Below are 13,469 nucleotides of genomic sequence, written 5' to 3' on the forward strand. Positions count from 1 at the left end.
ATCAGCTACCGGCCGGAGAGGTCCTGTGACGAAGTCTGACACGGAGATTATGGAAATCCTTGAGGCGTACGACCTGACCGGGACGGTCTGGTCGGCGGCGGCCTTGACGGGGCACGACCCGAAGACGGTCAAGCGGTATGTCGAGGCCCGCAACGGCGGGCGCAATCCCTATGAGCGAGAGCCCCGGCCGAAGATGATCGACGCGTTCGGGGAGAAGGTCGAGGAGTGGGTCGAGCAGTCGAAGGCGACGATCCGCGCCGATGTGGTCCACGAGAAGCTCGTGAAGATGGGCTACCGGGGCAGCGAGCGTTCGACGAGGCGTGCGGTGAACGCGTCGAAGAGCGCGTGGAAGGCGGGTAAGCGCCGCACCTACCGGCCGTGGATTCCCGAGCCGGGCCGGTGGCTGCAGTTCGACTGGGGTGAGGGGCCGCGGATCGGCGGCCGGCGGACCTGGCTGTTCTGCGCGTGGCTGTCCTGGTCGCGGTTCCGAGTTGTGATCCCGGTCTGGGACTGCACGCTGGGCACGCTGGTGGCCTGCCTGGACACCACGCTCAGGCGGATCGGCGGGGCTCCGACGTATGTGCTGACCGACAACGCGAAAACGGTGACCGTCGAGCACATCGCCGGGATCCCGGTACGTCATCCGCAGATGGTCGCCGCAGGCGGGCATTACGGCTGCCAGGTGGTCAGTTGCGTGCCCTACGACCCTGAGTCGAAGGGCGGTGCGGAGGCCACGGTCCGCATCGCGAAGGCCGACCTGGTGCCCACCAGCGCGAACCTGCTGGCCGCCTACGACACCTTCACCGATCTCGCCGATGCCTGCCTGACCTGGTGCGATGCGGTGAACTCGCGCCGTCACCGGGCGACCGGACAGATACCCGCGAGCCGTCTGGACGTCGAACGCACCACGCTGCATGTCCTGCCCATCGAGCCGCTCGCGCTCGCGCTGGGCGAGGAGAGGCTGGTCGGCTCGGACCGCACGATCAGCTTCAACGCGGTGCGCTACTCGACCCCGCCGGGCTATACCGGCGTGAGGGTGTGGTGCCGGGTGGTCGGCGAAGAACTCTCCATCACCGCCCGTACCAACTCCGGTGATCTCTCGGAGATTTGGCGCCACAGGCTTTCCACCCCGGGTGTTCCGCAGATCATCGACGCCCACTATCCCGACCATCCCGACGGCCGCAGCATCCACCAGCCCAGGCTGCGGCCCCGCTCGGAAGCGGAGATCGCGTTCGTGGGCATCGGCCCCGGAGCCGGACGCTGGCTCAAGGAAGCCGGACCCGCCGGCGCGGTCCGTATCCGCGCCAAGATGGCCCGCGCGGTCGAGCTGGCCACCGTCCTGGGCAACGACAAGGTCGACCAGGCCCTCGGACTTGCGGCGACGGCCGGGCGCTTCGCCGACGACGACCTGCTCTCGATCCTGGGACACATCGCGGACAGCAAGCCCGCCGGCGAGGTCGTCCGCGCGGACGAAGCCCACTCCGTCCAGAACGGAACCATCGGCTGGCAGGCCCTGGGCAACTGAGCCAACACGCAGCCCACCACATCATTCTGACGACACCTCACCCAAGAGAACGGCACCTCCATGAGTTTTCCCAACCCGCCCGCGATCCCCGAGGAACTCGACAAGCTCATGCGCCGGATGCGCCTGCCCTATATGCGCAAAGCGGCCCCGGACGTCCTGGCCACCGCCCGAGCCCAACGCTGGGACCCCGCCGAGGTTCTGCGGCTGCTGATAGCCGAGGAGGTCACCGGCCGCGACGCGGCCACCCGGCGTCTTCGCCGCCACTCGGCGAACTTCCCCACCGGCAAGACCCTGGGCTCCTGGCGGGCCGAGGACTCCACCATCCCCGAACCCACCCAGAACTCCCTGACCACCCTGGAATGGATCGGCCGCGCCGAAAACTTGGTGATCGCCGGCCCGTCGGGGACGGGCAAGAGCCACTTCACCGAGGGCCTGGCCCAGGCTGCGATCGAAACCGACATGCGGGTGTCCTGGTTCACTCTGGAGACGCTGAGCGCCGCGATCGGCAAGTCGAAGGTCGATGGGTCCACCGCACGGACTGTCGCCCGGATCTGCCGGGCTGATTTGATCGTGATTGATGACATTGGCCTGCTGCCGGTCGGTGAGGACGCCGCCGAGGCGTTCTACCGGATCATCGATGCCGCCTATGAGCGCCGGTCCATCGCGGTGACCAGCAACATCCACCCCTCGGGCTTCGACACGATCATGCCGAAGACTCTCGCGGGCGCGAGCACCGATCGCCTCATGCATCACGCACACCTTGTGAACACCACCGGGGACTCGCATCGCCTCGCCGAGGCCCTCGCAGGGAAGGGAGTGGTCCCCTTGAACTGACCCCCACCCCAGGAACACCACCGGCCACACGCCTGGCTTTCTGATGGCCACCAGCCTGGGCCTCCAACGGCCACCTACCTGGGCATCTCAATGACCGTTGACACCCCAGCGCGGCGCAGTACATGGTGACCTGGCCTGGGGCCCTTGGAGGGCGGGGTACGTGCTTTGTCGGCGGCGTGGTCATAGTGAGAGCGGTCCTTCCTGCTCGAGCGGCGAGTAAAGGGGTGCGCCCCCTTTGCCCTTGCGCACCCCTGCACGTTTCCCCTCGGTCCTGCGAGTCCCCTGCCGTAGGACACCCGAGATCGAATCCATTGAGCCGGTTGGTGCTGTTGTGGTGACGAGTTCATTGTCTGCCGCTATGTCGACTTGCCAACTTGGCGCAAAGCAATCGATCGCAAAGCGTGCTCCGCACTCCAGTCGGCCGCTGACTCGCGGCGGAGGCCTGGACCACTGGATCTTCTTGCGTGACGCGCGTGCAACTGACGGACGAGGAGTGGGGGTTCGTCGGGCCGTACCTGCCGATCGGCGAGTACGGCCCGTACCCCGAGCGGCTGCGGCAGCAGTTCGAGGGCATGATCTGGTGGTTCAAGACCGGCGGGCAGCGGCGGGAGATGCCGCAGGAGTTCGGCGCGTGGTCGACCGTTTCCAACTGCTTCCGGCAGTGGCGTGACGCGGGTGTCTTCGAGGCTCTGCTGGAGGGCCTGATCGCGGAGCCTGAGAAGCGGGGTGAGGTGGACCTGTCCCTGGTCAGCGTCGACTCCGTCACCGCGCATGCTCACCACGATGCTGCCGGGATGCACCCGGACCAGGACGTAATCACCGCCCTGGAGAAGGCCGCCGCTGAGGAGAAGGCCAGGTCAAAGGAGGCTGTCTCGAAGAGCAAAACGGACAGGGCCCGGGATCGATCCCGAGCGGGAAGAGCGACGACGCAGCTGGCGTCGGCGAAAGCTGCGGCTGAAGGCCGCCCTGCTGGAACGCTCCAGGGGCGGACAGATCAGCAAGGTCCACATCGCCGCCGACCGCAGGTGCCGGCCGCTGGCGTTCGCCCTGACTGCGGGCCAGGCCGCGGACAGCCCGCAGTTCATCCCCGTGCTGGGAAGATCCGAGTCCGCGGCCCCGTCGGCCGCACCCGGCCGGACGTGGTCACCGGGGACAAGGCCTACTCGTCCCGCGGTATCGGGGCCCACCTGCGCAGACGCGGCATCAAGGCAGTGATCCCGGAGAAGAGGGACCAGGCCGCCCACCGGAGAAGGAGGGGCTCCGGGGGCGGTCGGCCCGTCAGCCACGACGCCGACCTCTACAAGGAGCGAAACACCGTCGAGCGCCTGATCAACAAGCTCAAGGCCTGGCGAGGCATCGCCACCCGGTACGACAAGACCCCGAACAGCTACCTCGCTGGCCTCCACCTGCGCGCCTCGATGATCTGGCTCAAAGACCTCACCCGGGTCACCCAATGATCACGACTCGATACGCGCCCTGGTACTCCAGTAGCGATCGAGTCGCATCTCCCCGTTGGCGGTCGAGTCGTTGCGGGCTCCGGGCGGCCAAATCCCGTAAGCCATCCAGCGGCTCAACCTTTACAGCCATTCCCGAAGCCCCCGGGCCCTCCGATCGTACGAATGATCGGATCAGACCCATGCCTTGCAAGGTAGGAGAAACCTCTAGCGGAAGGTGGCTCCGCTAATCGCGCCCCGCAGTAGGTCGATCCGGTGGTCGGAATGCGGGAGGTAGCAGATGGCGGCGCCTTCATTGCGTGCGACGGCCGCGCCGTGCATCGTCCCGCGGGTCAAGGACTGGTGGGGCAATGCAGAAGGAGAGGTATGTCGCTGCTGGTGTTCGCACGCTACGGCTGCTTCTCACCAGAGCGTGAGTGGCAGACCTGCTTCCTCGGCGGCGCGGATGCGTTTCTCGATCAGATCAGGGGGCTCGTCCGCTTGGAATCCGGCCCGGATCGCCTCTGCGACGGCGGAGACGGGCCGGCAGACGATGCCCGGGATCCGCGTGGGGCTGCGCGATCAGGTCTCCAGTGCGTGGTTCACCGTGGGATGGCAGGCGATGAGGGAGTCGATGCAGCGTGTTGCCGGAATGGCGCCCGTCTTCGCGGCTACTCGGGTCTGCCCAGGGACCAGCCGGACACGTCCGTGAGCCGGCCGCGCCACAAGGGCATGACCACGGGCCCGCTGGTTCCGGCGAGGCCGGTGGCGTCACGCAGATGGATCCACTGTGGCAGCCGTTGCGGGACCTGGTGCCCTTGCTTGTCGGCGACTGCTTCGTCCACCTGCTCGGGGGCCCTCAGTAGCGGGTTCTCGCGTTTGACGCCGCTCGAATGAGACGTGCAGGAACCTCGTCCGCTCTGCGCACCCTGGGCAGAGCGTGAACCTCTACCTGCACGTCCTCCCGCTCCGGTGAGTGTCCAAGAGACCGGGCGCTCCCACTGCTCTCGCAGATCACCTAGGCCAGCGCCTCGCCTGCCGAGGTTGCCGCCGCCGCGTCCTCCGCCGCCCTGCTCGTCTCGGCGTTCGTCGGGATACGCGTGGGCCGCATCATCGACCACCGAGCCCACACGTTGTGGCGGCCGCCGATTGAACCGTTCCGGGTTTGATCGAGGCTCGATCTTTTGGAAGGATCGAGTCCGTTATGGCGAAGCAATACCCCAAGGAGCTCAAGGAGCGGGCCGTGCGTCTGGTCCTGGAGACTCGTGATCAGTACAAGACCGAGTCCGCGGCGATCCGCTCGATCGGAGCGAAACTCGACATCGGGCCGGAGTCCCTGCGGAACTGGGTGCGTCAGGCCGAAGTCGACGCCGGTGCCCGGACCGGTACCACGACCGGGGAATCCGCCCAGCTCAAGTCCCTCAGGAAAGAAGTCGCCGAGCTGAAGCGGGCGAACGAGATCTTGAAGGCTGCGGCGAGTTTCTTCGCGGCCGAGCTCGACCGGCCACACACACGCTCGTAGCGTTCATCGACAAGCACCGCGACCGCTTCGGCGGAGTCGAGCCGATCTGCAGGACGCTCACCGAGCACGACTGCAGCATCCACCCGTCCACCTATTACGCACACAAGAAGCGCATGCCGTCGGCCCGCTCACTGCGGGACGCGGAACTGGCACCGCTCATCACCAAGATCTACCGCGACAACTACAGCGTCCACGGAGCCCGCAAGATCTGGGCCGAACTGAAACGGCAAGGACATCAGGTGGCCCGGTGCACTGTCGAGCGCCTGATGAAGGCCGAAGGCATCACGGGAGCGGTGCGCGGGAAGAAGGCCGTCACCACCAGGGCGGACAAGGAAGCAGACCGGGCCCCGGACCGGCTGGGCCGGCAGTTCGTGGCCAGCACCCCCAACCGGGTGTGGGTCGCCGACTTCACCTACGTGGCCACCTGGTCGGGCACCATCTACGTCGCGTTCGTCGTGGACACCTTCTCCCGCCGGATCGTCGGCTGGTCCGCCGCGACGAACAAGCAGACGCCGCTGGTACTGTCCGCACTCGAAATGGGCCTGTGGCAACGTGACCGCGCGAACACCCCTGTCATCGCAGGGGAGTTGATCCATCACTCCGATGCCGGATCGCAGTACACCAGCTTCCGCCTCGCCGCCCACCTGACCGCCGAACAGATCGCGGCGTCCATCGGCACCGTCGGCGACGCCCTCGACAACGCACTGATGGAATCGACGATCGGCCTGTACAAGACCGAGCTCATCAAGCCTCAGCGGCCATGGAAGGCCCTCAGCGACGTCGAGTTGGCCACGGCGGAGTGGGCCGACTGGTACAACCACCGCCGACTCCACGGTGAGATAGGCCACGTCCCGCCAGCCGAATACGAAGCCGTCTATTACCAACAGCAGCCAAATCTGCAGGCCACAGCCACAATCTAGAGTCTCTACCGAATCCGGAACGGTTCAGTTCGTGCGGGAGAACATCGACAACCTGATGATGGTGGCTCGCTTCCGGTGGGTGGCCGGCGGAGACCCGTCCACGGTAGCGCCAGCGGTCCTGCGGGCGTCCGGTCAACACCTTCCGCCATCGGTCAGCGGTGCAGGCGGCGGGTGAGTGGAAACAGCGGACCGGTTTGCCGGGCGGCACCGCTCAGCAATTCCGCTCATGCCGCTGTGCGTGTCCCGGTCCGCCGCGACACGCCGTGGAGCCTGGCGACCAGACGATCGTCGGCGTTGGAGCTCGCGTTCCGCATGACTACGGCTTCGGTCCAGAGGGTGTCTGCTGAGAGCGCGTAGCCCCCCCGCGTGCTCGGCTGCCTTCTCGGTCGCGAGCGGCGTCACTCCGTACGGCGGTGGTCTTTCTTGCTCCAGGCGCGGGTGTCACGGGGCGGGAGGTACGGCTCTTCCCCCTTCGGGAGTCCGCCGACGACGGCACGCTGGCGGGCCAGTTCCGCGTCGAATTCGAGGCCGAGCAGGACCGCGATATTGCTGAACCACAGCCACATCAGGAAAACGATCACGCCGGCGAGCGTGCCGTACGTCTTGTTGTACGACGCGAAGTGAGCCACGTAGAACGCGAACCCCGCCGAGGTGATCATCCAGACCAGCAGGGCCAGCACACTGCCCGGAGTGACCCAACGGAAGCCGCGGCCCTTCACGTTCGGCGCCGCCCAGTACAGGATCGCGATCATGACCATGACCAGGATGACCAGCCCCGGCCACTTCGCGATCGACCACACCTTCAGCGTGGCGTCCCCGATTCCGAGCGCCGAACCGGCCGCGCGGGCCACGCCGCCAGTGAACACCACGATCAGTGCGCTGATCACCGTCAGGACCAGCAGCACCACCGTGACACCGACCCGGATCGGCAGCACCTTCCACACGGGGCGTCCCTCGGGCATGTCGTACACCACGTTGGCACTGCGGATGAACGCCGCGATGTAGCCGGAGGCCGACCACACCGCCAGCACGATGCCGACCACGGCCACGATCGAGCCGAGGCCGCCTGGCGCCTGAAGCTGCCGTACCGCGTCGCTGATGATGTCCCGGGTCGAACTCGGCGCCAGTTTCTCGATGTTGTCCAGGACTTGCTGGGTCGCCGACCTGCCGGCGATACCGAGCAGTGAGACCAGGACCAGCAGCGCCGGGAACAGCGACAGGACCCCGTAGTAGGTCAACGCGGCGGCCCGGTCAGCGAGTTCGTCGTTCTGGAATTCCCTGATCGTGCCCTTGAGTACCGCCCACCAGGACCGCTTCGGCAGTTTGCTGGGCTTGTCCGGTGTAGGGCGCTCGACCTGCTGTCCGGGTCCCGGTGTCCGTGCCATACCATTGGGGTATCCCGGTCCGGCTCGATCATGCGTCGGCGTCGCCTTTGTTGCATTGGTCCGCTCAGCCGTTCAGGATGCCCGGCAGGGCCAGCGCCGCCAGCAGCGTCGTGCCCACCAGCATCCACGCCACGTAGTCGCCGATGTGGCCTGACTGCAGGCGTCGTAGCGGAGCCGTCCGTGACGGTTCACCGAGCGGCTTCGGGCGGGTCACGGCGAGCGTGGCCAGGCCGAGGGCCAGTAGGGTCGAGGTGAGACCGAGGAGTAGTCCGGCAAAGGTCCAGTGCGGCGATGGGGCGGCCTCGCCGGACACGGCGTGCCCGATCGCGGCGGCGAAGCCGGGTACCGCGCCCACGGCGAGGGACGCGACGAGCAGCACGGCGGGGACCGCGGTCATGGTGTCCGGTACCCGGCTCAGTCGGTGCCGAGTCTCCGGTGCCTCTCTGATGCCGGTGGTCTCGTACGACGACTCGTCGCCGGGCTGGGTGCCGAGGCCGAAGAACACCCGCGCGGCGACCCGGAGTACCGCGCCCGCGGTCACCGCCGAAACGGCGACGAACAGCACGGTCAACGGGCCGCCGACCGACTCCTCCAGCAGCGCCTTCCCGAGCCCGATGCCGAAGGGTGGCAGACCGGCGAGGCTCAACGCGCCGACGACGTACAGTACGGCGACTCCGCGCAGCCTGCGGGCGCGCCCGTGCAGGGCGTGTTCGTCAACCGAGCCGTACCGGTCGAGGAGTACACCGGTACAGGCGAACAGGGCGGCTTTCACCCCTGCGTGGCCCAGGATGTACAGCACGACCCCGTCGTCGGCCTCGGGACCGAGGCTGCCGATCCCGATGAGGAAGAGCCCCATGTGGGCGACCGTGGAGTACGCCAGCAGCCGTTTGACGTGCCGCTGGTACCAGCACATGACCGCGCCGACCACGGCGGTCAGTACGCCGAGGACGACGAGGGCGCGCTCCAGGTCGGACGCCAGGATTCCAGCGGGGCCGGAGAAGACCGTCCGGTAGATCCGCCAGACGCCGTAGGCGCCGAGTTCGACCATGACGCCGGACAGCAGCATGCACACGGGCGTGGGGGCGACCGCGTGCGCGTCCGGCAGCCAGAAGTGGAACGGCACGGCCGCGGCCTTCACCAGCAGGCCGGTCAGGACCAGCGCGAAGGTCGCGAGGGCGAGGGCGTCGGGGCCGCCGTGCCGGTCGAGACCCTGGCCGATCTTCACCAGGGCGAGTTCGCCGGTACGCGCGTACAACAGACCGATGCCCATCAACACGGCATACGCGCCAAGGGAGTTGAGGACACCAAAGGACAACGCGCCCTGCACGGCCTTGGCCTCCTCGACGCGATGACCGGTCAACGCGTACGCCACGACACTCATCGACTCGAAGAACACGAAGGCGTCGAACAGGTCCCCCGCGATCGCGAAGCCGGACATGCCGCCCTGGAAGAGCAGCATCAGGGCGGGGAAGGAGCCTGCGTGGCGACGGGGCGGTTCGTCGAAGTAGTGCCAGGAGTACGCCAGAGCCGGCACGGTCAGGAGCGAGGCGAGCGCGGCCGTGCCGAGGCCGGGGCCGTCTCCGACGAGGACGATCCCGACGCTCTCGCCGCCCTCGTGGGTCCAGCCGCCCACCCATTCGGTCAGGGGCGGCGAGGAGTTGAGCAGGAGGACGATCGCGAGTCCGGCCGTCCCCGCGGCGAAGGCGCACCCCACCGTCTCGGCGACGATGCGGGGCAGGCGGTGCCCGCCGGCGACGAGGAGAGTGGCTCCGAGCAGGGGGACGGCGACGAGCACCGGCAGCAGGTGGTGCATCAGCCGCGCAGCTCGGAGAGTTCGTCGGGGTCGACCGTGCCATGGCGTTTGGAGATGTGGAGAACCAGGGCGAGCAGTACGGCGGTCACCGTCGCCCCCACGACCACATCGGTGAGGGCGAGGGCCTGGACCACCGGGTCGACCACGGGGCGCGAGCCGGGCTTCAGGTCGGAGAAGACGGGCGCGGTGCCGCCGTCGCGATAGCCGACGGCCAGCAACAGGACGTGGTGGCGGACTGGCAGACCGCGAGACAGCCTACGGCGTGGATGAGATTCCGGCTGGTCGCCAGCCCGTAGCAGCCGACGAGGAATACCCAGGCTGCGACGAGATACGGCAGGACCGACATCACTTCCCGTCTCCTTTCTCGATCTCCACGGCCTGGTCCAGGAAACGGGCGAGCAGCGCGACGACCGCGCAGGCGACCTCCATGCCGATGGCCGCGTTCAGCAGCGGGACGGTGCCGCCCGACGACAGCGTGTTGAAAGTGCCGTAGGGAAGGAAGTTGGCGAGGACGGCGGTGCCGGCGACGGCGCCGACGAGGCCCAGCACGAGGTAGGCGGAGGCCGCGAGGGCGTCGCCGGCCTCGTAGGAGCCGACCGGGCGGATGCGCTCCAGTGCGCGGTAGTCGGCGCCCAGACCAGGTAGAGCAGGTGCAGGGCGGTCGCCACCACGACACCGCCCTGGAAGCCGCCGCCCGGGCTGAGCCGGCCGTGCGCGATCACGTACAGGCCGGTGAGGACGGCGACGGGCAGAACGACGAGCGCGTACCGGCGTACGGGGAGCGAGACCTCCTCGGGTTCGGGCTCGGCGCGGTGTTCGTCGCGGGTCTGGCGCAGCAGGACGACGGTGCCGAGGACGGACGCGAAGAGGATGCTCATTTCGCCGAGGGTGTCGAAGGCGCGCTGGCCGAAGTTGACGGAGGCGATCGTGTTCGCGGTGTGCCGGGCTAGGGAGGCCCGTACCACCCGGTCCCCGTACGGGTGCCGGTCCCCGCCGAAGCCCGGCAGACCGAAGCAGGCGGCGACCAGCAGGGCCGCGAGGCCCGTACCGCCGACGGCCAGGACGATCAGCCGCACCCGTCGGGTCACCGTTCCTTCTCCTTCCGCCGCTGCGGCCGCCGGACCTTGCGCACGGACAGCATCAGCAGCAGGGGAGCCAGGGCGGAGCCCGCAGCAAGCTGGGAGAGCGCCACGTCGGGGGCCTGGAGCACGGTGAACAGAACGGCCAGAACCGTTCCGAGCACCGCCAGTACGAGTGCCTGCCGCGAGGGATCACGGGTGGCCACGGCGGCGGTCGCGGACGCCGCGACCAGCAGCAGCGCCACGACGATCAGCGGGTCATCCACGCCGGCTCCCCGTGAAGCCGCCGGACAGGGCACGGGACGCGGTGAGGTTCCCGCCGATCAACAAGGCACCGACGACCAGGAGTTTCACCAGCGCACGGCCCGGACCCGTGGCCACGCACACGGTGAACACGACGCCGCCACCGAACGCCGCGACCGCGTACGTGAGCCCCCACGCCCGCGGCGGACCGTTCGCCAGATCCTCCGCGAGCAGCCGGGCGAAGACGAGGGTGCCGACCGGCCCCAACAGGGCCAGGAGCAGGGCGAGAGTGCTGGGCTGGGAGTGGCGCACGGGCAGCACGATGGGCGACCAGTACCGGGTCGCGAGCGTGCGGCGGGTCCCGGTCGCAGGGATTTCGGAAGTGAACTTCGGGGTGAACACGGCCGTCGCGTGGACGCCGTATTTCGCGGTGGCGAGTGCGGACGAGACGGTGGCCCGTAGCCAGGAGCGCGGGGGTACGACCGCGGTGGGGCCGCCGTCGTTCCCGCCGGGCCGGGCGGCCCTGCTGGCCGACCGGGACGGAGCGGTGTTCGGCATCTGGGAGGGCGAGCTGGTGGCCGGCTGGGAGGAGTGGCGCAGGGCGGCACCGGTCTTCGTACGGCTGCACACCCGCGATGCCTTCGACGCCGCCATCTTCTACGCGGAGGTCCTGGAGTTGGCGTCCTCGGCCCCCGGGTCCTGCGAGGTGCGCTACGAGGACAACGAGGTCGTCCTGCGCAGCCGGGGCGACGTCGTGGCCCGTATCCACTCCGGCGCGGTCGAGGCGGCGCCCGACCCGACGATCCGGCCGCACTGGCAGATCGACTTCACCGTCGACTTCGCCGTCGACGACGTCGAGGCCGCCGCCCGAGCCGCACGCGCCCACGGCGGCACGGCCCACCAGCAGGGCCTCGGCTCGACCGAGGCCATCCTGACCGACCCCGACGGGGCCCGCTTCTTTGTGACCGCGCGAAGGGCGCTCTGAGGGTCGCGCAGTTGTCGAGGCCGTGGAGCAGACGCCGACCGGCATGCCGCGTGCCTTGCCCCCGCGGCCAGCACACCAGCTTCCCCGGGAAGCTGAGCGCCCAGCCGTGCACGGGCGACGGGGCTGCCGGGACGTTTGCGCGGGCATCACCGCGCCCGGATCCTCCTCGATCGAGGGCCGACTGAGATACTGCCGCCCCTCGAAGGCATCGGCGATTGAGCCCAGGCCGCACCCCGTGGCCTTGCTGGTGAGCCGTCCCCATAAGGTCGATCATCGCGAGTCATGACTTCACTCGGTGACGGCCGACCTGAACGGATCTCGTGGCCGTCATGCTGTCGTCGTCAGCAGGCCCCTCCGTTCCATCGCTCCCTTGACGCCTTGCCCCCTGCCCGGGCTGGGTTTCGTGTGCGTTCTCGTGCTGGTCGAGGGCGGCCAGCAGGCCCGCCACGGTGAGGCCGGCGTCGGCCGGATGCCGGAGGATGGTTCCCTCTTCGATGCGGTAGCGATTCGAGCGGCCCTGCCGGGTGTGGGTGAGATAGCCGTTCTGCTCAAGATCGGAAATGATCTTCTGGACAGCGCGCTCGGTGAGCCGGCATCGCGCGGCGATGTCACGGATACGGGTGCCCGGATCGTCGGCGATCGAGGCCAGCACTCGGGCGTGGTTGGTCAGGAAGGTCCAGCCGCTGTGTCCCTCAGGTACTCCACCCATGCCTCTCAGCGTAGTGCCCGACGTTCACGTATTCAAAAGGGTGAAAATGAGTTCATGTATCTCTTGACGTGCGAGGTGGGGGAGGTCGAGCCTGGAGGAGGCAAAGACCAGTGAATGCCCCGGGAGCGACTCCCATGCAAGAACATCTGCCTTCTTCCCAGGCGAGGGGCGCAGACGAAGCCGTCCACGAAACGCAAGCGGATGGCGCGATCGGAGCCCACACCTCGCCGTTCCTGAAGGTCGCGGCATACCCCGCCGGCGAGCGGACGGTTGTGGCGGTCGCGGGTGAACTCGACATCGACACGGAGCAGGCGCTGCGGCACGCCCTGAGTGAAGCACTGGCCCAGTCGGTCCACGGCCTCGACCTCGACTTCGCCGGGGTCGACTTCTGTGACTGCTCCGGCCTCAACGTCCTGCTGTACATCCGCCGCCTGGCCCTGGCGGAGGCCAAGACGGTCCGCATCCAGACCGCGGGGATCGCGGTCGAGTGCCTGCTCACACTTACCCGCACCTGGCCGCTCTTCGTGCACCGGGATGACGCCGGTCCCGGCGTGGCCGCATACGGCCGGGGCATGTGTACCGGTACCACCCCCAGCCCCGTGGAGGCGGACGGGTTGCCCAAGGATGTCGAGGAGGACCTGCGCATCGAAATCGGCCAGCTCAAACGGGCCATGCAAACCAGGCCGGTCATCGATCTGGCCCGTGGGGTCCTGATGGCCTCCTTCGGTCTGAACGCCGAGGACGCCTGGAGCGTCCTGGTCGAGGTCTCGCAGCGCACCAACACCAAACTCCACCACCTGGCCCATGAGTTGGTGGGGGCGGTCAACGACGCTCCGCTGTCCGACCGGTTGCAGCAGGGGATCTCCGCGGCGGTCACCGAAACACTCAACCCCCTCTCCCCGAACCACCGACGCCATGACTGGACCTCTCCCACCGGCAGACCCGCGCCACCGGACAGCGACAGCCCAGCGCCGTGACCCTTCCTCAAGGCGTCCACTGCCGACACTGGATTCCGGCAGCC

Annotated in this window: 10 protein-coding genes and 4 pseudogenes; 6 read left to right on the forward strand and 8 right to left on the reverse strand. The window is 68.4% G+C overall.

Going from position 1 to position 13,469, the window contains the following annotated elements:
• Positions 1-49: 49 nt before the first annotated feature.
• The 3 genes and pseudogenes from istA to RV986_RS52060 all read left to right on the forward strand — a co-directional run bounded on the left by istA (position 50) and on the right by RV986_RS52060 (position 3,816).
• Positions 50-1,589 (forward strand): annotated as a pseudogene (gene istA, locus RV986_RS52050) (IS21 family transposase).
• Positions 1,586-2,359 (forward strand): IS21-like element helper ATPase IstB, encoded by a 774-nt coding sequence (gene istB / locus RV986_RS52055; protein ID WP_475920473.1) that lies wholly within the window; start codon positions 1,586-1,588, stop codon positions 2,357-2,359. Before istA ends, istB begins: the two are co-directional and overlap by 4 nt.
• A gap of 464 nt (positions 2,360-2,823) precedes the next feature.
• Positions 2,824-3,816, forward strand: a pseudogene (locus RV986_RS52060) (IS5 family transposase).
• Between the two features lie 647 nt (positions 3,817-4,463).
• On the opposite strand, the gene RV986_RS52065 reads toward RV986_RS52060, so the two are convergent.
• Entirely contained in the window at positions 4,464-4,637 is a 174-nt protein-coding gene (locus tag RV986_RS52065; RefSeq protein WP_475924089.1) for a hypothetical protein, read from the reverse strand.
• 359 nt (positions 4,638-4,996) lie between these two features.
• On the opposite strand from RV986_RS52065, the gene RV986_RS52070 reads away from it, so the two are divergent.
• Positions 4,997-6,234, forward strand: a protein-coding gene (locus RV986_RS52070) for an IS3 family transposase (protein ID WP_475924090.1) whose coding sequence is annotated in 2 segments (ribosomal slippage) — positions 4,997-5,270 and positions 5,270-6,234 — 1,239 coding nt in all. Because the reading frame shifts where the segments join, the coding sequence is not laid out codon by codon here.
• A gap of 398 nt (positions 6,235-6,632) precedes the next feature.
• On the opposite strand, the gene RV986_RS52075 is transcribed toward RV986_RS52070, so the two are convergent.
• From RV986_RS52075 to RV986_RS52100, 6 genes and pseudogenes are all read right to left on the reverse strand, one after another.
• On the reverse strand, positions 6,633-7,619 hold the full coding sequence (locus RV986_RS52075; RefSeq protein ID WP_475924091.1) for a YihY/virulence factor BrkB family protein: 987 nt from the start codon (positions 7,617-7,619) through the stop codon (positions 6,633-6,635).
• 64 nt (positions 7,620-7,683) lie between these two features.
• Positions 7,684-9,432 carry a complex I subunit 5 family protein gene (locus RV986_RS52080; protein WP_475924092.1) on the reverse strand — a complete coding sequence of 583 codons (1,749 nt, stop codon included), beginning with the start codon at positions 9,430-9,432 and terminating at the stop codon, positions 7,684-7,686.
• Positions 9,432-9,778: pseudogene (locus RV986_RS52085) on the reverse strand (sodium:proton antiporter). The gene RV986_RS52080 and the pseudogene RV986_RS52085 overlap by 1 nt, the downstream one beginning before the upstream one ends.
• A pseudogene (locus tag RV986_RS52090) lies at positions 9,778-10,520 on the reverse strand (MnhB domain-containing protein). The pseudogenes RV986_RS52085 and RV986_RS52090 overlap by 1 nt, the downstream one beginning before the upstream one ends.
• Positions 10,517-10,777, reverse strand: coding sequence for a Na(+)/H(+) antiporter subunit B (locus RV986_RS52095; RefSeq protein ID WP_475924093.1), 261 nt, complete (start codon positions 10,775-10,777; stop codon positions 10,517-10,519). The pseudogene RV986_RS52090 and the gene RV986_RS52095 overlap by 4 nt, the downstream one beginning before the upstream one ends.
• Positions 10,770-11,156, reverse strand: coding sequence for a hypothetical protein (locus tag RV986_RS52100; RefSeq protein ID WP_475924094.1), 387 nt, complete (start codon positions 11,154-11,156; stop codon positions 10,770-10,772). The genes RV986_RS52095 and RV986_RS52100 overlap by 8 nt, the downstream gene beginning before the upstream one ends.
• Here RV986_RS52100 and RV986_RS52105 point away from each other — a divergent pair.
• A complete protein-coding gene (locus RV986_RS52105) occupies positions 11,044-11,739 on the forward strand; it encodes a VOC family protein (protein ID WP_475924095.1) in 696 nt (231 codons plus the stop codon). The genes RV986_RS52100 and RV986_RS52105 overlap by 113 nt on opposite strands.
• Before the next feature lie 280 nt (positions 11,740-12,019).
• On the opposite strand, the gene RV986_RS52110 is transcribed toward RV986_RS52105, so the two are convergent.
• Positions 12,020-12,448 (reverse strand): helix-turn-helix transcriptional regulator, encoded by a 429-nt coding sequence (locus tag RV986_RS52110; protein ID WP_475924096.1) that lies wholly within the window; start codon positions 12,446-12,448, stop codon positions 12,020-12,022.
• A gap of 134 nt (positions 12,449-12,582) precedes the next feature.
• Between RV986_RS52110 and RV986_RS52115 the strand changes: the two genes are divergently transcribed.
• The gene (locus RV986_RS52115) at positions 12,583-13,425 is read left to right on the forward strand and encodes an ANTAR domain-containing protein (protein ID WP_475924097.1); all 843 of its coding nucleotides are present in this window, start codon (positions 12,583-12,585) and stop codon (positions 13,423-13,425) included.
• The last annotated feature ends 44 nt before the right edge of the window (positions 13,426-13,469 follow it).

It is taken from the genome of Streptomyces sp. RLA012, assembly GCF_056270325.1.